Raw genomic sequence first — 20,182 nt, forward strand, 5'->3', positions numbered from 1 at the left:
GGAGCACGGCGCGTGGCCTCTCGGATCGAGGACTATGGACTGATCGGCGATTGCGAGACCGCGGCGCTGGTCGGCCGTGACGGCTCGATCGACTGGCTGTGCTGGCCGGCATTCGGCTCCGACGCCTGCTTCGCGGCGCTGCTCGGCACGTCGCGGAACGGGCGCTGGCTGCTGGCGCCCGCTGGCGAGATCAGGCAGACCTCGCGCCGCTATTGGGACGATACGCTGATCCTGGAGACCCGCTTCGAAACCGAGCACGGCGTGGTCGCGCTGATCGACTTCATGCCGCCGCGCGGCAATGCCTCCGACGTGGTCCGCCTGGTGCGTGGCATCAGCGGCCGCGTCAAGATGCACATGGAGCTGGTGATCCGCTTCGGCTTCGGGGTCGATGTCCCCTGGGTGAGAAAGAACCCGGACGGCGAGGGGCTGCTGGCGATCAGCGGGCAGGACATGACCGTGCTGCGCACCCCAGTCGAGACGCACGGCGAGGATCTTACCACGCTGGCCGATTTCGAGGTCGGCGAGGGCGACACCGTGCCGTTCGTCCTGACCTACGGCGCATCGTTTCAGCCGGTGCCCGAGCCGATCGATCCCGCGGCGGCGCTGAAGGACACCGAGGACTACTGGAAGGAATGGTGCAGCCGTTCGACCTATGACGGCAGCTATCAACGCGGCCTCGTGATGCGCTCGCTGATCACGCTGAAGGCGCTGACCTTCAGGCCGACCGGCGGCATCGTCGCGGCGCCCACCACGTCATTGCCGGAAAAGCTCGGCGGCGCGCGCAACTGGGACTACCGGTTCTGCTGGCTGCGCGACGCCACCTTCACGCTGCTGGCGCTGATGAATTCGGGCTACACCGAGGAAGCGGCGGCATGGCACAACTGGCTGCTGCGGGCCGCGGCCGGCGCGCCGGCCAACATACAGATCATGTATGGCATCCTGGGCCAGCGGCGCCTGCTGGAATGGGAGGCCGGATGGCTGTCCGGCTACGAGGGGGCGCAGCCGGTGCGCGTCGGCAATGCCGCGCATGCGCAGCTTCAGCTCGACGTCTTTGGCGAGCTGATCGACGCCTTTCACCAGTCCCGCATGGCCAAGCTGAAGCTCGACGAAGAGAGCTGGTCGCTGGAGTGCACCGTCGTCGGTCATCTCGCCGACGTCTGGGACCAGCCGGATCACGGCATCTGGGAGCGTCGCGGCACTCCGAGGCACTATGTGTTCTCCAAGGTGATGTGCTGGGTCGCCTTCGACCGTGCCATCAAGAGCGCGGAGCGGTTCGGCTTCAAGGGACCGCTGGTCAAATGGCGGGTGCTGCGCGAGGCCATCCATCGCGACGTCTGCCGGCGTGGCTTCGATCCCGATCTCAACAGTTTTGTCGAGAGCTACGGCTCAACACTGCTCGACGCCAGCCTGCTGCTGCTGCCCTCAGTCGGCTTCCTGCCGCCGGACGATCCACGCATCCGCGGCACGATCGCGGCGGTCGAGCGGCACATGATGCGCGACGGCTTCGTGCTGCGGCACGATCCGCGCGAGGTGTCCGACGAAGTCCAGCCGATCGAGGGCGCATTCCTGGCCTGCAGCTTGTGGCTTGCCGACGCCCATGTGCTGGCAGGGGACCTCGACAAGGCGCAGACCATGTTCGACCGCGTCGTGGCGGTCGCCAACGATCTCGGGCTGCTGGCGGAGGAGTTCGATTCCGGCGCCGGCCGCCAGACCGGCAACTTCCCGCAAGCGCTGACCCATATCGCGCTGATCAACACGGCGCACAATCTCAGCGCCGCCAGGGCCGACGCCGAGAAGCCCGCGGTGCAGCGGTCGACCTGATCAGGCCATCGCCCTGCTCGGCGGCATTCGTCAGTGCAGGTCGATCGGCGGGTACGGCGTTCCCGGCGGCACGCCGAGATAGAGATATTCGAGGCCGAACTTGGCGGCGAATGCAGAGGCCACGTCATCGAGCAGGATCTGCCCCGACGCGTTGAGATGCAGCTCCGGGCGGGTGAAGCCGTTCAGTGTGAACGCCGGCAGCGTGTTCTCGTTGATCAACAGATCGTCGAATGTGTGCGCCACATGGGTGAGGTCGGCGAGGTTTCCGGCGATGTCGCTCACGACAGCGCCGTTGGCGCTGAAGCCGGTGATGGCGAGCGGCGAGGTCGGCGGATTGCCGGCCGTCACGACATGGTCGAACACCAGCTTGCTCGGATCGCCAAGCAGTGCGCTTGCCGCAGCATCGAACGTCGCCGTGCCACCGTCGTTCAGCGAAAGCGTCGGCGATCCGCCCGCGAGATGAACGGCCTCGTCGAAATCGAGCGTGAACTGGATCGTCGATCCGGCGGTCTGCGTGCCGCCTGCGGGGGCAGCGGTGATGTCGGTCAGGTGCGGCGCGATCGTGTCGATCTGCAGGGTACCGGCCGGATTGCCGATCGCGCCGGTGAGATCGGCATCGTGATTGAACTGGTCCTTCATCGTGCCGCCATGCAGGTCGGAGCCGATGACGGCAAGGTCGGGCGTGTTTTCGCCGGCGGCCACCGTGTATTGGTAGGTCAAGGCGTTGGTGCCGCTGCCGCTCACGAACGACGCGAAGCCGCCGTCGTTGAGCAGCAGATGCGGTTGACCGGTGACGGTCACGTTCTCGTCGAACGTCAGCGTGAAGGTCACGACGTGACCGGCATTCAGATCGCCGGACCCGGCCGTGATGCCGGTGCCCGAGGTGGTCACCGACGTCACGCTGGGTCCGCCGAAGATGAAATCATCGTCGCTGAGGTCGGTCTTCGTCACATTGTCAAGCGTCAGGATGTTGCCGCCGAAATCGATGACGGTGTCGGCTCCGGCTTGCGTGGCGAGTGCGAGCACGGCCGCGAGGTCGTGAATGCCGGCTGCCTTGAACGATCTGAGATCGATCCTGTCGTCGGTGCCCGCGCCGGCGATGAAGTCGGTGATGACGTCAGATCCGCTTCCTGCCTTGAAGACGTAGGTATCGTCGCCGGCGCCCAGCCTGATCAGATCATTGCCCGCGCTGCCAACGATGACATCGTCGCCCGCGCCGCCGTCGATCGTCAGCTTGATCGACCCGGCGCCGAGGCCGGACGCATCGATGTTGTCGGCGCCGCCAAAGCCGTTGATGATCAGAGAGTCGTTGGCAGCTTCCTGACCCAGAATCGAGACCTCGGCAGGCAAGCCGTCGACCAGAATGGTCCCGCCGCTCTGGGTCACCGTGATCCGATCGATTCCACCTGTGCCCTCGACCGTCACGGTATCGGCCGCGCCGTCGCCGGTGCCGCTATTGGCCGGCGAAGAGAGGTCGACGAGGACCTGCTTGACGTCGGTGCCCGCCAGATCGTGGATGGTGACGTGATCCGCTCCGCCCAGCGCGTGGAAGGCAATCTTCTCGATGCCATTGAGGTCCATCGTGACGTTGGCGACGTCCCGGGTCATGCGCACCCGCGACCCGTTGGCCGAGATGTCGATGTTCTCGGCAATATTGGCACCGTTGAATTGCAGGGTGTCGGTACCGGCCCCGCCCTCGACCATGTCGCTGCCGTCGCCGGGATTCCAGATGTAGGTATCGTCGCCGTTGCCGAGCAGGGCGGTGTCGTTGCCGCGTCCGCCGGTGACGACGTCGTTGCCGTTGCCGCCGATCAGGAGGTCGCTGCCGTCGCCGCCGGTGATGGTGTCGTTGCCGTCGCCGCCGTCGAGCGTGAGCGAGATCAGTGGCGCGAGCCCGTTGCCGGCCGTGATGATGTCGTCACCACCGCCGGCGTGGAGAACCAGGTTCTCGGTCGTGCCGATGTCGACGGCGAACGGATCGGGACTGGTCCGGTTGAGGCTGACATGGCTGCCATTGGCCGTGATGGTGAACACCTCGGCGGCGTCCTCGCCGTCGATGACGGCGGTATCGTTGCCCGCTCCGCCATCCAATGCGACCGGCGGCAGGCCGCCCGCGCTTGCGTCGAGCGTGACAGTGTCGTTGCCGTCCTGGCCGAGGATGCTGATGGCTGTCGTGTTGGCTGTGGCAGAGGGGCCGCCCGTGATCGGAACCGCGCCACCGTCGACCTGGATGTTACCTGCCGCTTCGCGGCCCGTGGTGATGGCGTTGTCGGCGGCGTCGCCGGTGACGGTGAGGACCCCGGCGGCGAGATCGGCGGTAACGGCCATGAATTGCGCTCCACAATATTGGCGGGTCTGGGTGCAGACTCGCGGAACTAACGTGATTGGCTGCGTCAGGAAAAATTCCTGGATGCGAGCGGCAGCAACCAAACGTGACGCAGGTGCTTTGCGAACTCCTCGATCGATCGCCGATGAACCGGCTTTGGGATAGTCGAGTGGAGCCGCGGATCGGTCGGGCGACAAATGGCCGCGCGATCACTGTGATGCGATCACATGATCAGTGTGACTCGATCGGATGTGGTGGACTGTAATCCCGGTCACGCTGCGGCCCGCGTTCGATCACGCGGGGAGCGATCATCCGGACGCTTCAGCGAAGCTGCAACACGACATCCATCGCGCGCGCGAAACCGTCGTGCTCGTTGGTTTCGGTAACATGCGTGGCGCGTGCCTTGACGTCGTCGCTGGCATTGCCCATCGCGAACGAGACGCCGCTTCGCGCGAACATCGGCAAATCGTTCTGCATGTCGCCGATCGTGACGACATTCTCGAGCGACACGCCGAGGCGCTTGGCGATGCCCTCGACGAAGGTGCCCTTGTCGTGGCCGGGCGGGGTGACGTCGAGATAATAGGTCTGCGACCGGACCGCGGTCGCATCATGGCCGACCATCTGCTGCATGTCGGCCTCGCAGCGCTGCAGCAGCGGCGCATCCGAGCTCGCGCCGACGATCTTGCAGGCCTGGTCGAGATAGGGCGTGAAGTCGTCGACGATGGTCGGATCATGCTTGATCGCGCGCTTTTCGTGCGCGTTGTATTCGCCGTCGGGATTTCGGGTCAGCCAGCGGTCGTTGGTGAACAGCCAGATATCGATGCCGCGCTCGCGGAGCAGCTCGATGCAGCGCCTGGCCACGGCCGGCGGAATCACATGCTGCTCGAGCGGCTTCAATTGCGGGTCGACGATCGACGAGCCGTTGAAGGCGCCGATCGGCAGCGTGATCGCGAGCGGCGCGACCAGGAAGCCCATCCCGATGGTCGGCCGGCTGGAGACGATGGTGAAGCCGATGCCGGCCTCATGCAGCTTGCGCACCGCCGCCCTGGCGCCGTCGGTCAAGGTCTTGTCCTTGGTGAGCAGCGTGCCGTCGACATCGGACACGACAAGAGCGATGCGGGTGGCGGTGTGGTTCATGGGCGGTCCAGCTTCAGTTGACTGACGATGTCTTCGATGATGGTGTCGACCGAGCGGTCGATCGCAACCGTGATCGGGCGTTCGTCCGGCGTCGGCGGCTCCAGCGTCTTGAACTGGCTGGCGAGCAGGCCTGGCGGCATGAAATGGTCCTTGCGCGCGGCCAGCCGCGTCGCGATCAGCTCCTGGGTGCCGTCGAGGAAGACGAGGCGGATATCGTCGCGGCCATGCACCAGGATGTCGCGATAGCTGCGCTTCAGCGCGGAGCAGGCGATCACGGCGCGTTCGCGGACGCCGCAGGTGCGGTCGATCTCGGCGGCGATCGCGCGCAGCCAGGGCCAGCGATCCTCGTCGGTGAGCGGCTGGCCGGAATGCATCTTCGCGACATTGCTCGGCGGGTGAAAGCTGTCGCCGTCCTCGAAGCGCCAGCCGATCCTGATCGCGAGGCGGTCGGCGATGGTGCTCTTGCCGGAGCCGGAGACGCCCATCACGACCAGTGCGCAGGGATTTTGCCCGTCACCCAAGAACGTCACCCAAGAAAATCATCAAACAGAATCCTCCGGCACCGCGGCCTGATCGATCAGCCAAACGGTCTCGCCCAGCGATCGCGCGCGGTTTGCCGGCAGGTTCTCGCCTGCGAACAGGCGCGTCAAGATCGCGCGCTTGCTTTCGCCTGACACCTCGAACAGCATCTCGCGGCAGGAAGCGAGCGCGGGCAGGGTCAGCGACACCCGCGGCACGAACGGCTCGACATTGGCCTTGGGCACCCCGACCACCCAGCGCTGCGTCTCCTCGACCGCGGGATAGCCCGGAAACAGCGAGGCGGTGTGGCCGTCGGGCCCGATGCCCATCAGCACCAGGTCGAACAGCGGCCGTTTCGGATCGAGCTGCTCGGCGCCGTAGAACGCCATCAGCTCGTTCTCGTACAGCGCCGCGCTGATGTCGGGATCCCTGAGATCGGCGGTGTCGGTCGCGATCGGATGGACGTTGGCTGCCGGCGCGCACCGGTCGAGGAAGGCCTGGCGCGCCATGCTCATATTGTGCAGCTTGTCCTTGCGCGGCACCAGGCGCTCGTCGCCGATGAACCAGTCAATGCGGTCCCACGGAATCCTCGCGCGATAGTCCGGCGTCGCCAGCAGCTGGTAGAGCGCTTTGGGGCTGGAGCCGCCGGTCAGGCACACCGCGATCCGGCCGCTGTTCTGGTCGATCCTGGCGATCACCCGCTCGGCGGCGGTCTTCGCCAGCTCTGCCGGATCGGCGACCGTGATGATTGTGCGCTCGCCGGGCGTAGCCATGTCAGCCCAGCTTCCGCCAGCTGCGGCCGTCGCGCGTCAGCAGCGCGTTGGCGGCCTCCGGGCCTTCGCAGCCGGCCTTGTAGGGTTGCAGCCCACGGCCGCCGGCAGTCTTCCAGGCGTCGATGAAGGGCTGCACCGCTTGCCATCCGGCCTCGACGCTGTCGGCGCGCTGGAACAGCAGATTGTCGCCGATCATGCAGTCATAGATCAGCGTCTCGTAGCCGGTCGACGGTTCGGCCTTGAAGTAGTCCTTGTAGCGGAACTTCATCTCGACGCCGTCGATGTTGATGGCCGGGCCCGGCACCTTGGTGTTGAACTGCAGCTCGATGCCTTCGGTCGGCTCGGTGGAGATGACGAGGTAATTCTGCGACAGGCGGTCGACCGCCGTATCGCGGAACATTGCGAACGGGGCCTGCTTGAACTTGATCGCGATCTCGGTGCGCTTGGTGGTCAGCGCCTTGCCGGTGCGCAAATAGAACGGCACGCCGGCCCAGCGCCAATTGTCGATGGTCAGCTTCAGCGCGGCGTAGGTCTCGGTCGAGCTGTCCGGTTTGACGTCCGGTGTCTTGAGGTAATCCTCGATCTCGGTGTCACCGATCCGGCCGGCGTGATACTGGCCGCGCACCGAGTTGGACAGCGCCTCCTGCTCGGTCTGGATCTGGATCGCGCTGAGCACCTCGGCCTTCTCCGAGCGCACCGCATGGGCGTCGAAGCGCGCCGGCGGCTCCATCGTCACCAGCGACAGCAGCTGGAACAGATGGTTCGGCACCATGTCGCGCAGCGCGCCGGTCGAGTCATAGAAGCTGCCGCGATGGCCGACGCCGAGCTTCTCGTCGACGGTGATCTGGATGTGGTCGATATGGTTGCGATTCCAGATCGGCTCGAACATGCCGTTGGCGAAACGCAGCACCAGGATGTTCTGGACGGTTTCCTTGCCGAGGTAATGGTCGATCCGGTAGATCTGGTGCTCGTCCATCAGCTTCAGCAGCGCGGAATTCAGCGCCCTGGCCGACGCCAGATCGGTGCCGAACGGCTTTTCGATGATCAGCCGCCGCCAGGCGCCGTTCTCCTCGAGCATGCCGGTGCGCCCGAGCTGCTCGCTGATCGGCAGGAAGGCGCTCGGCGGGGTCGCGAGATAGAACAGCCGGTTGCCGCCGGTGCCGCGTGCCTGCTCGAGCTTGTCGAGCCGTTCGTTCATGGCATCAAAGGAAGCCGGATCGCGCGGATCGGCCTCGATCGAGGTGACGCATTCGAACAGCCGCTTCGCGATCGCCTCGTCCACCGGGCGGGTGGCGAACTTGCGCAGCCCCTGCATCAGGCTGTCGGTCAGCTGCTCGCTCGACATGCCCTTGCGGACGATGCCGACGACGCAGAACTTGTCCGGCAGCAGATTGCCGGCGGCGAGATTGTAGAGCGCCGGGACCACCAGGCGGTGCGTCAGATCACCGGTGGCGCCGAAGATGATGAAGGAGCAAGGATCGGGTTTCTTCTGCACGTGACCTTCCAAAGTTCGCTTTAAGCCTTCTTCGGCGGCTCCTTGTGGCCGCCGAAGCCTGCGCGCATCGCCGAGAGGATCTTCTCGGCGAAGGTGTGATCCTTGCGCGAGCGGAAGCGGGTGTAGAGCGCGGCGGTCAGCACCTCGGCCGGCACCGCCTCGTCGACCGCGGCATTGACCGTCCAGCGGCCTTCGCCGGAATCCTCGACGAAGCCGGAATAATTGTCGAGCGTATGGTTCTGCGCCAGCGCCGAGGCCGTCAGGTCGAGCAGCCAGGACGGGATCACGCTGCCGCGCCGCCACACTTCCGCGATGTCGGCGATGTCGAGATCGAAGCGATGCTCCGGCGGCAGCGCCTCGATATTGGCATTCTTCAGGATGTCGAAGCCTTCGGCATAGGCCTGCATCAGGCCGTATTCGATGCCGTTGTGGATCATCTTGACGAAATGCCCCGCGCCGACAGGACCGGCGTGGATGTAGCCCTGTTCGATCCTGACATCGCGGCCCTCGCGGCCGGCGGTGCGCGGGATGTCGCCGATGCCCGGCGCCAGCGTCTTGAAGATCGGGTCGAGCCGGTCGACCACCTTCTTGTCGCCGCCGATCATCATGCAGTAGCCGCGCTCGATGCCCCAGATGCCGCCGCTGGTGCCGACATCGACATAATGCAGTCCGCGCTCCCTGAGCGCCTTGCCGCGGCGGACGTCGTCCTGCCAGAAGGTGTTGCCGCCGTCGATGATGACGTCGCCGGGCTGCATCAGCTTGGCGAGCGCCTCGATGGTGGCCTCGGTGATCTTGCCGGCCGGCAGCATCACCCAGGCGGTGCGCGGCGGCTCCAGCTTGAGGACGAAATCCTCCAGCGACGAGGCGCCGGTGGCGTTGTCGGCGACCAGCGCCGCGACCGCCTTGGGGTCCTTGTCGTAGACCACGGTGGCGTGGCCGTTGCTCATCAGGCGGCGGACGATGTTGCCGCCCATCCGCCCGAGGCCGATCATGCCGAGTTGCATTGCTCGCCTCCGTCAGTTCAGTGCGGCCGAGATCGCGGCATCGAGCGCCGCAAGCCCCGAGGTGAGATCACCCTTGAGATGTACCCGCAACGCCCGCCGGCCGCGCTCGGTGAGCACGTCGAAATCGCCGCGCGCCTGCGCCGCCTTGATCACGCCGAAGCTCGCCTTCTGGCCGGGCACCGCCAGATCCTTGCTATCGTCGGTCGTGACCTGCAGGAACACCCCACTGTCAGGCCCGCCCTTGTAGGCCTGTCCGGTCGAATGCAGGAAGCGCGGGCCGAACTCGGCGCAGGTCGCAAGATGCTTGGCATCGCGCACCTTGAGCCGCATCGCCTGCATGGCGTCGATGGTGTCGCCGTCGCGCTCGATATAGGCAAGCAAGGCGACATAGTCGCCGCGGCCCGAGCGCGCCAGATGCGCCTTGATCCAGGAGTTGAGATCGCCGTTGGCCCCGGCCTTGCGCAGCTCCTCGGCGTTCTGCGCGTCGGTGTAGAGATCGACCCCGTCCGCCGACACCACCGGCTGCTCGGCCGGCAGCGACCCGGTCTTCTCGAACGCCGCCGTCAGCTCGCGGGTCTTGATCTTGGCGGCCTCGACGTCGGGCTGGTTGAACGGGTTGATGCCGAGAATGGAGCCCGCGACCGCGGTCGCGATCTCGAAGCGGAAGAACTCCTGGCCGATATGGTCGATCGACTTCATCACGATCCGGACCACGGGATGACCGGCGGCCTCGAGTGCGGCGAGCTTGGCCTCATGCGCGGCGTCGGTCTCGCCTTCGGTACGCAGGTCGATGAAGAAGCGGTCGTTGCCGTAGACCGCGGCGTCGCCGATGGTCTCGCCCTCGATCGGGATCAGGCCCTTGCCGTCCTTGCCGGTCGATTCCGCGATCAGCTGCTCGGCCCAGGCGCCGAAATCGGCGACCTCCGGCGAGGCGAAGATCGTCACCTTGTCGCGGCCTTCGAGCCCGGCGATGCCCATCGCCAGCCCGAGCTGGACGCCGGGGTTTTCCTGCGGCGGCACGTCGGCGCCGCAGGAGCGCACCATGGCCAGCGTATGGCCGAGCAGGCTGCGGATGTCGATGCCCGCGGCCGCCGCCGGCACCAGGCCGAACGGCGACAGCACGGAATAGCGGCCGCCGATCGCGGGGTCCCCGTAGAAGATGCGGGCAAAGCCCTGCTTGATCGCCACCTTCTGCAGCGACGAGCCGGGATCGGTCACGGCGATGAAACGATGCCCGGCCTTGTCCTTGCCGATCGCCTCGGCCACCCGGTCGAAGAAATAGTCCTTCATCACGTTCGGCTCGGTGGTGCCGCCCGATTTGGAGGAGACGATGAACAGGGTCTTGGCGATGTCGACGTACTCCTCCATCGCCCGCACCTGCGCCGGGTCGGTGGAATCGAGCACGTGCAGCCGCGGGAAGCCGGATTTGTGCGGGAAGGTCTGGGCCAAGACCTCCGGCCCGAGGCTCGATCCGCCCATGCCGAGCACCACGGCGTCGGTGAAGTTCTGGCCCTTCACGCGCTTGGCGAAATCCTCGTAGTCGGCGACGTCGGCAGCGGCCGCGCTGGTCAGCCAGCCCAGCCATTTGTCCTCGTCATCGCCGGTCCAGACCGACTTGTCCTTGTGCCAGAGCCTTCGGATCTTGGCCGACGCACGCCATTCCTCGGTGCTTTTCTCGACCGCCTTCTCGATGGTGGCGCCGAGCGCCAGCTTCTGATGGTCGATGCCGCCGCCGAGCGAGGTCGCGCGCTTGTGGGCGACCGCGCCGTACAGCTTGTCGGCGGCGTCGGCGAACAGCTTGACGCCGTCCTTGACCAGCTCCTCGGTGATCGCATCGAGCGAGATGCCGGACTTCTCCAGCTCCTCCAGCACGTGGCGGGCGTCCTCGACATTCTCCTCGAGGCTGTCGCGGACCTTGCCATGGTCACGGAAGGCGTCGAGCGTTGCCGGCGGGACGGTGTTGACGGTGTCGGGGCCGATCAGCTCCTCGACATAGAGCACGTCGCTATAGTCCTTGTTCTTGGTCCCGGTCGACGCCCACAGCAGCCGCTGCGGCTTGGCGCCCTTGGCGGTCAGCTTGTCCCAGCGCGCGCCCGAGAACAGCCGCTTGTAGTCCTGGTAGGCGAGCTTTGCGTTCGCGATCGCGACCTTGCCCTTCAGGGCGGCGAGCCGCTCCTTTTCGGACGGGTCGTTGGCGCGCGCGATCTTCTCGTCGAGCTGCTTGTCGACCGCAGAGTCGATGCGGCTGACGAAGAAGCTGGCGACGCTCGCGACATGGGAGGGATCGCCGCCCTTGGCGATGTACTTCTCCAGGCCCTTGAGATAGGCCTCGGCGACCTGGCGGTAGACCTTCTGCGAGAACAGCAGTGTGATGTTGATGCTGATGCCTTCGCCGATCAGATATTCGATCGCCGGCAGGCCCTCCGGGGTCGCCGGCACCTTGACCATCAGGTTCTTGCGATGGACGTCCTTCCAGAGCCGCTCGGCCTCGGCGATCGTGCCCTTGGTGTCCACCGCCAGGTAGGGCGACACTTCGAGGCTGACGAAGCCGTCGCCGCCGTGGCTCTGGTCGTAGACCGGGCGCAGCACGTCGGCGGCATGTTGGATATCCACGACGGCAAGGTGTTCGAACAGGTCGGCGACCGAGCGGTCGCCCTTCTTGAGGGCCTGGCCGATCGCCACGTCATACTCGTCCGAACTGCCGATCGCCTTCTCGAAGATCGAGGGGTTGGACGTCACGCCTTTGACGCCGTCGGTCTCGATCAGCCGCTTCAGGTCGCCCTTGGCGACGAAGCCACGGGCAAGGAAGTCCAGCCAGACGGCCTGGCGGTGATTTTCGAGTGCTTTGACGGGGTTCATGGGTGCCTGTTCTCGTTCGATCGAGGGTCGATTTTTGGGTTCCCGGGCAGCTTTCGGGGGCGGCGGCGGATTGTCAACATGGCTGGGGGCCCGGGCGGAATATCAGCATTCCCAAGGGATAACGCCATTCACAACAGTTCGATCCCCTCGGAGCGCGGGTGGGAGCAGACCCCGATCTCGGCACATTTTTATGACGCGTGCGGCGCACGCCTGCGCGTCAGGGCCGCAGTGCGTCAAGGCCGCAGGTAGAGGTAGCCCTGGGATTGCAGCTCGGCGAGGCGGACCACGCCGCCGCGCTCGGCGGCGACGAAGCCCGGAAGCAGGCCGGCGAGGGTGATGTTCTGCGATTTCATGGTGTTGCCGCAGGCGGCGAGCTCGACGCCGTCCTTGGAGAACTGCCCGACATGCTTCGACAGGTCGGGATTGGCGGCTGCCGAATGAAACGCCTTCAGCGCCTGGCCGTGCACCACCAGCGCGATCGTCACATTGCCGGGGCCGCCGGCGCCGTCGAGATGGTTCTGGATGTTGCTGATCACGAAATTGACCTTGTCGAGGTCGTCGAGGTGGTAGGCCACCTTCAGCTTGCGTGGCGCTGCCTCGGTAGCGGCGTTCGCCCCTGATGTTGCGAAGGCCGCGCCGATCGCCGAGAGCGTGCCCCACAGGATGCTGCGTCGGTGCATGGCGTCCCTCGCGCAATTATTGTTGACCGCGCCAGCCTATCACTTGTGGCGGAGCGCAGCGAGTTCCTTGCGGTCGGTCACGAGTTCGGCGCATTCGCTCAGGTCCGCCCGATCGACGCGGAAGATCTTGTCGTCGGCGCCGGCGATCAGCTCTTCGCTCGCGTCATCGTCGGGCTTGTTGCGATTCCACATCCTGATGCTGCTCAGGCGTGCGATCGCGGATTTATCGTCCTTCGACAGCGCCACGTTGATACCGCCGCCCTCGCAATCGACGTTGCATTCGAAGCGTATTTCGTGCCCGGATTCGGTCGCGATCGCGTGGTTGCAGTAGCCGCTGGAGTCGAAATTGCCGGGGCGATGGCGGTAGCTGACGCCGAGCCGGAACGAATAATTGGTGGTCTTGTCCTCCGGCGCGTCCTCGGCGGCGACCAGCAGCTTCATCGCGCTGACCTTCTGCTTCGGATGCTGCGCCAGATGATTTGCATCGTATCGCCGCACGAAGCAGGCATAGGCTTTCGCGGCGGGCGGGCCTGCGAACATCCTGTTGTCGAAGGCGGCCGCCTTGGCCTTGTCGACGCCTTCCTGCGCCTGCCCGGCTGACGTGGCGGCGGCGCAGGCTGCGACGGCAAGTGCGACAACGAGGAACGTCTGCTTCATGACCGCCTCGGGAATAGCCCGCGCCTCGAAGGTGTCATCTCTACAGCGCGGCAATGGTGCCGCGCGGAACTGCGCGGGCTCGTTGCCTTAGTCGCGGCGACAAGGAGGCACGTTCAACGGCTTCTGAATGTTTGTTCATCCGAATCTGTGACGTGCACATCTTGACGCCAAGGCTGGACAGCCACACGTTTTCAGGGAGCCCAACGTTCATCGCCGGACGGGGAAGTCGCCCCGCTCGGATGTCCGCCAAGGAAGCCTGGGCCCCGGTAAACCACGGATGTGGCTGAGGAGTTACAACCGTTAAAAACAGGCTACCAACGGGGGATATTGATGAACCATTAAGCTTCCTGCCTGTTGATAAGGCAGAGGCTGCACGCGCCGTGCATTGCCGAAGCAAGTCGGTCGAGTGTCCAATGGACCCAGCGTGCCGACGCTGATTCGATCCTAGGACGCTCTGGTTACGACTCGTGTCAGTCGTGCGGCGATACATATCGTGGAGATAGGGATCATGTACAACGATTCTTTGTTCAACGCCTTCGCAAGGTCGTTTGAAGCGCGAAGCCAGACCGACATGTCGATGGCCGAGTATTTGGAGTCGTGTCGAAGTGATCCGATGCGATATGCCAATGCGGCCGAGCGGTTATTAGCGGCAATCGGTGAGCCCCAGATGATCGACACGGCCAAGGACCCACGCCTTGGCCGTATCTTTTTGAACCGTACGATCAGGTCGTATCCGGCCTTCGCCGGCTTCTACGGCATGGAAGACACGATCGAGCGCCTCGTCGGCTTCTTCCGCCACGCCGCACAGGGCCTCGAAGAGCGCAAGCAGATCCTCTATCTGCTCGGACCGGTCGGCGGCGGCAAGTCGTCGCTCGCCGAGCGCATCAAGGCGCTGATGGAGATCCATCCGATCTACGTGCTGAAGGCGGGTGACGAACTGTCGCCGGTGTTCGAGAGCCCGCTCGGGCTGTTCGACCCCGAGACGCTTGGCCCGATGATCGAGGAGAAGTACGGCATTCCGCGCCGCCGGCTGAGCGGGCTGATGTCGCCCTGGGCCTACAAGCGGCTCGAGGCCTTCGGCGGCGACATCTCGCAATTCCGCGTCGCGCGCATCCAGCCCTCCCGGCTGCGCCAGATCGCGGTCGCCAAGACCGAGCCCGGCGACGAGAACAACCAGGACATCTCCTCGCTGGTCGGCAAGGTCGACATCCGCAAGCTGGAGACCTACGCCCAGAACGACCCGGACGCCTACAGCTATTCCGGCGGCCTCAACCGCGCCAACCAGGGCGTGCTCGAGTTCGTCGAGATGTTCAAGGCGCCGATCAAGATGCTGCACCCGCTGCTGACCGCGACGCAGGAGGGCAACTACATCGGCACCGAGAACATCGGTGCGATCCCGTTCACCGGCATCATCCTCGCGCACTCCAACGAAGCCGAGTGGCAGAGCTTCAAGACCAACAAGAACAACGAGGCCTTCATCGACCGTATCTGCGTCATCAAAGTCCCGTACGTCCTGCGGGTCACCGAGGAGCAGAAGATCTACGAGAAGCTGATCCAGGGCTCCGAGCTTGCCGCCGCGCCGTGCGCTCCGGCGACGCTGGAGACGATGGCGCGCTTCTCGGTGATGTCGCGGCTGCGCAAGCACGAGAACTCGACGCTGTTCGGCAAGATGCGGGTCTATGACGGCGAAAGCCTGAAGGAATCCGATCCGAAGGCGCGCAGCGTGCAGGAATACAAGGACGCGGCCGGCGTCGACGAGGGCATGGACGGCGTCTCCACCCGCTTCGCCTTCAAGGTGCTGGCCTCGACCTTCAACCACGATACCACCGAGGTCGGCGCCGACGCGGTGCACCTGATGTATGTGCTGGAGATGGCGATCCGCCGCGAGCAGCTGCCTGACGAGACCGAGAAGCGCTATCTCGAATTCATCAAGGCCGACCTCGCGCCGCGCTATGCCGAGTTCATCGGCAACGAGATCCAGAAGGCCTATCTGGAATCCTATGCCGACTACGGGCAGAACCTGTTCGACCGCTATGTCGACTACGCCGACGCCTGGATCGAGGACCAGGACTTCAAGGATCCTGACACCGGCCAGCTGATGAACCGCGAGCTCTTGAACCAGGAGCTGACCAAGATCGAGAAGCCGGCGGGCATTGCCAACCCGAAGGACTTCCGCAACGAGGTCGTCAAGTTCTCGCTGCGTTCGCGGGCGCACAATGGCGGCAAGAACCCGAGCTGGACCTCCTACGAAAAGGTTCGCGACGTGATCGAGAAGAGGATATTCTCGCAGGTCGAGGATCTGCTTCCGGTCATCTCGTTCGGGTCCAAGAAGGACGGCGAGACCGAGAAGAAGCACGGCGAGTTCGTCGAGCGGATGGTGGAGCGGGGTTACACCGAGCGCCAGGTCCGCCGGCTCGTCGAGTGGTACATGCGGGTGAAGCAGGCCGGCTAGTGCACGATCCGGAAAGCCGGCAGCGGCTTTCCGTCTCGTCCCGTCCCGTCCGTCCAATAAGAATGCGATGCGACTGTCATGATCGCATCCGGCGCGAGGCAGATGCAACGTGGTCATGCATATCGTCGATCGGCGGTTGAATCCGGGTAGCAAGAGCCTGGAGAACCGCCAGCGCTTCCTGCGGCGCGCCAAGGCGCTGGTGCAGGGAGCCGTCAAGAAGTCGTCACAGGACCGGGACATCAAGGATGTCCTGGAGGGCGGCGAGGTGACCATCCCGCTGGACGGCATGGATGAGCCGCGGTTCCGGCGCGAGGGCGGCACGCGCGACATGGTGCTGCCCGGCAACAAGAAGTTCGTCGAGGGCGACTGGCTGCAGCGTCCGAACCAGAGCGGCGCCAAGGGTTCCGGCGCGGGCGAGGGCGACAGCGAGGACGCCTTCCGCTTCGTGCTGAGCCGCGAGGAGTTCGTCGACCTCTTCCTCGACGACCTCGAATTGCCCGACCTCGCCAAGCGCAAGCTCGCGCAGACCGAGAGCGAGGGCATTCAGCGCGCCGGCTATGCGACCTCGGGCTCGCCCGCCAACATCTCGATCAGCCGCACCGTGAGCCGGGCACTGGCGCGCCGCGTGGCGCTGCGCCGGCCGCGCAAGGACGAGATCGAGGCGCTCGAGGAGGAGCTTGCGGCGTGCGAGGACGAGACCCGCCGCGCCGAACTGCTCGCGCTGCTCGAAGCGCTGAGGGCCAAGGCCAAGCGGATCCCGTTCATCGATCCGATCGACATCCGCTACCGCCGCTTCGAGACGGTGCCGAAGCCGGTGGCGCAGGCCGTGATGTTCTGCCTTATGGACGTCTCGGGCTCGATGTCCGAGCACATGAAGGATCTGGCAAAGCGGTTCTACATGCTGCTCTACGTCTTCCTGAAGCGGCGGTACAAGCATGTCGAGATCGTGTTCATCCGGCACACCGACCGCGCCGAGGAGGTCGACGAGGATACGTTCTTCCATGGACCGGCGTCCGGCGGCACCCTGGTATCGAGCGCGCTGGTTGCGATGAACGACATCGTCCGCACCCGCTTCCGTCCCGCCGACTGGAACATCTATGCCGCCCAGGCTTCGGACGGCGACAACATGACCTCCGACAGCGGGCTGACCGGGCATCTCTTGACCGACAAGATCCTGCCGGTCTGTCAGTTCTTCGCCTATCTCGAGGTCGGCGAGGCCGCCAACTACACCTTCGACATGCCGGACTCCTCGCTCTGGACGCTCTATGAGCGTCTGCGCAACGACGGCGCGCCGTTGTCGATGCGCAAGGTGAGCGAGCGCGGCGAGATCTTCCCGGTGTTCCAGGACCTGTTCAAGCGTCGCACCACCAGTCAGGAAAGGGTATAGGTTGATGGGGTCTTCCGGCGAACGTCTGTTCGAGGGCGCCGACTGGGATTTCCAGACGCTGCAGCGGATTCACGATGCCTGCGAGCAGGTCGCGCGCAAGGAGCTCGGGCTCGACGTCTATCCCAACCAGATCGAGGTGATCACCGCCGAGCAGATGCTCGACGCCTATTCATCGGTCGGCATGCCGCTGTTCTACAAGCACTGGTCGTTCGGCAAGCAGTTCGCCTTCCAGGAGGCGTCCTACCGCAAGGGCCTGATGGGCCTCGCCTATGAGATCGTGATCAACTCCTCGCCCTGCATCTCCTATCTGATGGAGGAGAACACCGCGACGATGCAGACGCTGGTGATCGCGCACGCGGCGTTCGGGCACAATCACTTCTTCAAGAACAACTACCTGTTCAAGCAGTGGACCGATGCCGACGGCATCCTCGACTATCTCGAATTCGCCAAGGGCTACATCGCGGCCTGCGAGGATCGCCACGGCCGCGAGACAGTGGAGCGGACGCTGGATGCCGCGCATGCGCTGATGTCGCACGGCGTCGACCGCTATCCCGGCAAGAAGACGCTCGACCTGCGCGCCGAGGAGAAGCGCGCCGGCGAGCGCCGGCAGCACGAGGAATCCGTGTTCAACGATTTGTGGCGGACGGTGCCGAACATCAAGGCCAAGAGCAAGGCTACGCTTACCGCCGAGCGACGCCGCGCGCTGCTCGGTCTGCCGCAGGAGAACATCCTCTACTTCCTGGAGAAGACCGCGCCGCGTCTCGCACCTTGGCAGCGCGAGCTCATTCGCATCGTGCGTCACATCGCGCAGTACTTCTACCCGCAGGGCCAGACCAAGGTGATGAACGAGGGCACCGCGACCTACGTGCATTACCGGATCATGAGCCGGCTGCATCAGCAGGGCCGGCTCACCGACGGCAACTTCCTCGAATTCCTGCAGTCGCACACCAATGTGGTGTTCCAGCCCGAGTTCGACGATCGCCGCTATTCCGGCTTCAATCCCTACGCGCTCGGCTTTGCCATGATGCAGGACATCGAGCGGATCGTGAAAAATCCGGAGGACGAGGATCGCGACTGGTTCCCCGATATTGCCGGCAAGGGCGACGTCGAGGGCGTGCTGCGCGAGATCTGGAGCAACTACCGCGACGAGAGCTTCATCAACCAGTTCCTCAGCCCGGCGCTGATCCGGCGCTTCCGCATGTTCCATCTGCACGACGACCCAGCCGAAAGCCAGGGCATCAAGGTCGATGCGATCCATGACGAGCGTGGTTACCGCCGAGTGCGCCGCGAGCTGGCGCGGCAATACGACGTCGGTTTCGTCGACGCCAATATCGAGGTCATGGATGTCGATCTCGACGGCGATCGCCGCCTGATGCTGCGTCACACCACCGTCAAGGGCGCGCAGCTCAACGAGACCGACACGCGGCGCGTGCTGCAGCATCTGGCCGATCTGTGGTCCTACGACGTCGCGCTGACCGAAGTCGACGGCACCGACAAGGTGCTGAAGGAATACGTCGTCAGCCCGCGCGCGGCTGCGGTCGCCGCCTGAGGATCACGCTCTCGCGATCATGAGCGCGGCGCACACCGCCGCGCGGAATGCTGATCTTGCATGATGAACCTTCGCGTCTATCGAAGGCTCACATCATGAACATCACGGCAACGTACCGGATACTGAAAGCGCATCATGTTCCGTGCGCGCATCTGATTGCCGGCGTGCGGAAATCTCGCGAGGCGTTCTTGGTGATTGCCTGCGCGGGCGCGATTGATAAGGTGCGCCGCGTCAAGAAAACCAAGAAAAGGATATGCTCTTGTCAACTCGCTCTCGCCTCGCGGCCCTTCTTGCCCTTGCCGCGCTGACGGCATCGACGATCCCGCCATCCATCGCAGCCGATTCCGCAATCAAGATCGGAAACACCGCGCCCTATAGCGGCCCGGCGTCGGCCTACGGCACGATTGCGCGCGCCGAAGCCGCGTACTTTCAGATGCTCAACGATCAGGGCGGCATCGGCGGCCGCAAGATCGACTTTGCGAGTCTCGACGACGCCTATTCGCCGTCGAAGACCGTCGAGCAGACCCGCAAGCTGGTCGAGCAGGACGAGGTGCTTGCGATCTTCAGCGCGGTCGGCACCGCGCCGAACATCTCGGTGCAGAAATATCTGAACATCAAGCACGTGCCGCAGCTGTTTGTGTCGTCAGGCGCGACGCGCTGGAACGATCCGAAGCAGTTCCCGTGGACGGTCGGTTTCAATCCGACCTACGAGCTCGAGGGACGGCTCTATGCAAAGTACATCCTGAAGACCAAGCCGGACGCCAAGATCGCGGTCATCACGCCGAACGAGGACGCGGGCAAGGACTATCTCAGGGGCCTCAAGGACGGGCTCGGCGAGCACGTCGGCCAGATCGTCGCCGAGACCACCTACCTCACCACCGATCCGACTATCGATTCCCAGATGGTGACGATGCGCGAGTCCGGTGCCGACGTGTTCTTCGCCGAAGCGACGCCGAAATTCGCGGCGCAAGCGTTGCGCAAGGCGGCCAGCATGGGCTGGAAGCCGCTCACCATCCTGCCGACCGTCTCCAATTCGGTCTCCGCGGTGCTTGAACCCGCCGGGCTTGAGAATGTCATCGGCGTCGTGACCGGGCTCTATCTGAAGGATCCGACCGATCCGCGCTGGGCCGATGATGCCGGGCAGAAGGAATTCTCGGCCTGGATGAAGAAATATCAGCCGAATGCGAGCCCGGGCGATCTCTTCAACGTGCAGGGCTACACCGTCGCGCAGGTCATGGCGGCGGTGCTGAAGAACTGCAACGGCGATTACAGCCGCGACAACATCATCAAGCAGGCGACCAATCTGAAAGCGCTCGAATTGCCGATGCTGCTGCCGGGCATCAAGGTGCAGACCGAGCCCGACAACGTAACGCCGATCCGCCAGATCCAGATGGCGCGGTTCGACGGCAAGTCCTGGGCGCTGTTCGGCGACGTGCTGAGCGACAAGTAGCCGTCTGTCGTCCCTGCGAAAGCAGGGACCCATACGCCGCGGCTTCTGTTGTGAACGGGACTCGTTGTTCCAG

The 20,182-nt window shown here is 64.8% G+C and carries 15 protein-coding genes; 6 read left to right on the forward strand and 9 right to left on the reverse strand.

What is annotated here, in order from left to right; translation table 11 throughout:
* The first annotated feature begins 12 nt into the window (after positions 1-12).
* Positions 13-1,821 carry a glycoside hydrolase family 15 protein gene (locus tag XH92_RS12595; RefSeq protein WP_194459494.1) on the forward strand — a complete coding sequence of 603 codons (1,809 nt, stop codon included), beginning with the start codon at positions 13-15 and terminating at the stop codon, positions 1,819-1,821.
* Between the two features lie 30 nt (positions 1,822-1,851).
* Here the strand turns inward: XH92_RS12595 and XH92_RS12600 are convergent, their stop codons facing one another.
* From XH92_RS12600 to XH92_RS12635, 9 genes are all read right to left on the reverse strand, one after another.
* Positions 1,852-4,149 carry an S-layer family protein gene (locus tag XH92_RS12600; protein ID WP_194459495.1) on the reverse strand — a complete coding sequence of 766 codons (2,298 nt, stop codon included), beginning with the start codon at positions 4,147-4,149 and terminating at the stop codon, positions 1,852-1,854.
* Positions 4,150-4,468: 319 nt separating this feature from the next.
* A complete protein-coding gene (locus XH92_RS12605) occupies positions 4,469-5,284 on the reverse strand; it encodes a Cof-type HAD-IIB family hydrolase (protein WP_194459496.1) in 816 nt (271 codons plus the stop codon).
* Positions 5,281-5,769 (reverse strand): gluconokinase, encoded by a 489-nt coding sequence (locus XH92_RS42950; protein ID WP_371818075.1) that lies wholly within the window; start codon positions 5,767-5,769, stop codon positions 5,281-5,283. Before XH92_RS42950 ends, XH92_RS12605 begins: the two co-directional genes overlap by 4 nt.
* A gap of 57 nt (positions 5,770-5,826) precedes the next feature.
* Positions 5,827-6,576 carry a 6-phosphogluconolactonase gene (gene pgl, locus XH92_RS42955; protein WP_246788386.1) on the reverse strand — a complete coding sequence of 250 codons (750 nt, stop codon included), beginning with the start codon at positions 6,574-6,576 and terminating at the stop codon, positions 5,827-5,829.
* A 1-nt stretch (position 6,577) separates the two neighbouring features.
* A complete protein-coding gene (gene zwf / locus XH92_RS12615; protein WP_194459497.1) occupies positions 6,578-8,071 on the reverse strand; it encodes a glucose-6-phosphate dehydrogenase in 1,494 nt (497 codons plus the stop codon).
* A 20-nt stretch (positions 8,072-8,091) separates the two neighbouring features.
* Positions 8,092-9,075 (reverse strand): phosphogluconate dehydrogenase (NAD(+)-dependent, decarboxylating), encoded by a 984-nt coding sequence (gene gnd / locus XH92_RS12620; protein ID WP_194459498.1) that lies wholly within the window; start codon positions 9,073-9,075, stop codon positions 8,092-8,094.
* Positions 9,076-9,087: 12 nt separating this feature from the next.
* Positions 9,088-11,934 (reverse strand): bifunctional transaldolase/phosoglucose isomerase, encoded by a 2,847-nt coding sequence (locus XH92_RS12625; protein WP_194459499.1) that lies wholly within the window; start codon positions 11,932-11,934, stop codon positions 9,088-9,090.
* 233 nt (positions 11,935-12,167) lie between these two features.
* Positions 12,168-12,614 carry a DsrE family protein gene (locus XH92_RS12630; protein WP_194459500.1) on the reverse strand — a complete coding sequence of 149 codons (447 nt, stop codon included), beginning with the start codon at positions 12,612-12,614 and terminating at the stop codon, positions 12,168-12,170.
* 39 nt (positions 12,615-12,653) lie between these two features.
* Positions 12,654-13,271 (reverse strand): hypothetical protein, encoded by a 618-nt coding sequence (locus XH92_RS12635; protein ID WP_194459501.1) that lies wholly within the window; start codon positions 13,269-13,271, stop codon positions 12,654-12,656.
* 508 nt (positions 13,272-13,779) lie between these two features.
* On the opposite strand from XH92_RS12635, the gene XH92_RS12640 reads away from it, so the two are divergent.
* The 5 genes from XH92_RS12640 to XH92_RS12660 all read left to right on the forward strand — a co-directional run bounded on the left by XH92_RS12640 (position 13,780) and on the right by XH92_RS12660 (position 20,109).
* On the forward strand, positions 13,780-15,723 hold the full coding sequence (locus XH92_RS12640; RefSeq protein ID WP_194459502.1) for a PrkA family serine protein kinase: 1,944 nt from the start codon (positions 13,780-13,782) through the stop codon (positions 15,721-15,723).
* A 115-nt stretch (positions 15,724-15,838) separates the two neighbouring features.
* On the forward strand, positions 15,839-17,110 hold the full coding sequence (locus XH92_RS12645; RefSeq protein ID WP_194459503.1) for a YeaH/YhbH family protein: 1,272 nt from the start codon (positions 15,839-15,841) through the stop codon (positions 17,108-17,110).
* 4 nt (positions 17,111-17,114) lie between these two features.
* Positions 17,115-18,659: a SpoVR family protein gene (locus tag XH92_RS12650; RefSeq protein ID WP_194459504.1), complete on the forward strand. Its 1,545-nt coding sequence runs from the start codon at positions 17,115-17,117 to the stop codon at positions 18,657-18,659.
* A 95-nt stretch (positions 18,660-18,754) separates the two neighbouring features.
* The gene (locus XH92_RS12655; RefSeq protein ID WP_194459505.1) at positions 18,755-18,967 is read left to right on the forward strand and encodes a hypothetical protein; all 213 of its coding nucleotides are present in this window, start codon (positions 18,755-18,757) and stop codon (positions 18,965-18,967) included.
* Positions 18,913-20,109: an ABC transporter substrate-binding protein gene (locus tag XH92_RS12660; RefSeq protein ID WP_371818001.1), complete on the forward strand. Its 1,197-nt coding sequence runs from the start codon at positions 18,913-18,915 to the stop codon at positions 20,107-20,109. The genes XH92_RS12655 and XH92_RS12660 overlap by 55 nt, the downstream gene beginning before the upstream one ends.
* The last annotated feature ends 73 nt before the right edge of the window (positions 20,110-20,182 follow it).

This window comes from Bradyrhizobium sp. CCBAU 53421 (assembly GCF_015291625.1).
Lineage (GTDB): Bacteria > Pseudomonadota > Alphaproteobacteria > Rhizobiales > Xanthobacteraceae > Bradyrhizobium.

What these genes read in the sequence shown, in the direction of transcription:
- XH92_RS12600 (WP_194459495.1), bottom strand. Translation starts at nt 4,149, where the DNA reads ATGGCCGTTACCGCCGATCTCGCCGCCGGGGTCCTCACCGTCACCGGC.
- XH92_RS12605 (WP_194459496.1), bottom strand. Translation starts at nt 5,284, where the DNA reads ATGAACCACACCGCCACCCGCATCGCTCTTGTCGTGTCCGATGTCGAC.
- XH92_RS42950 (WP_371818075.1), bottom strand. Translation starts at nt 5,769, where the DNA reads ATGGGCGTCTCCGGCTCCGGCAAGAGCACCATCGCCGACCGCCTCGCG.
- pgl (WP_246788386.1), bottom strand. Translation starts at nt 6,576, where the DNA reads ATGGCTACGCCCGGCGAGCGCACAATCATCACGGTCGCCGATCCGGCA.
- gnd (WP_194459498.1), bottom strand. Translation starts at nt 9,075, where the DNA reads ATGCAACTCGGCATGATCGGCCTCGGGCGGATGGGCGGCAACATCGTC.
- XH92_RS12625 (WP_194459499.1), bottom strand. Translation starts at nt 11,934, where the DNA reads ATGAACCCCGTCAAAGCACTCGAAAATCACCGCCAGGCCGTCTGGCTG.
- XH92_RS12630 (WP_194459500.1), bottom strand. Translation starts at nt 12,614, where the DNA reads ATGCACCGACGCAGCATCCTGTGGGGCACGCTCTCGGCGATCGGCGCG.
- XH92_RS12635 (WP_194459501.1), bottom strand. Translation starts at nt 13,271, where the DNA reads ATGAAGCAGACGTTCCTCGTTGTCGCACTTGCCGTCGCAGCCTGCGCC.
- XH92_RS12640 (WP_194459502.1), top strand. Translation starts at nt 13,780, where the DNA reads ATGTACAACGATTCTTTGTTCAACGCCTTCGCAAGGTCGTTTGAAGCG.
- XH92_RS12645 (WP_194459503.1), top strand. Translation starts at nt 15,839, where the DNA reads ATGCATATCGTCGATCGGCGGTTGAATCCGGGTAGCAAGAGCCTGGAG.
- XH92_RS12650 (WP_194459504.1), top strand. Translation starts at nt 17,115, where the DNA reads ATGGGGTCTTCCGGCGAACGTCTGTTCGAGGGCGCCGACTGGGATTTC.
- XH92_RS12655 (WP_194459505.1), top strand. Translation starts at nt 18,755, where the DNA reads ATGAACATCACGGCAACGTACCGGATACTGAAAGCGCATCATGTTCCG.
- XH92_RS12660 (WP_371818001.1), top strand. Translation starts at nt 18,913, where the DNA reads ATGCTCTTGTCAACTCGCTCTCGCCTCGCGGCCCTTCTTGCCCTTGCC.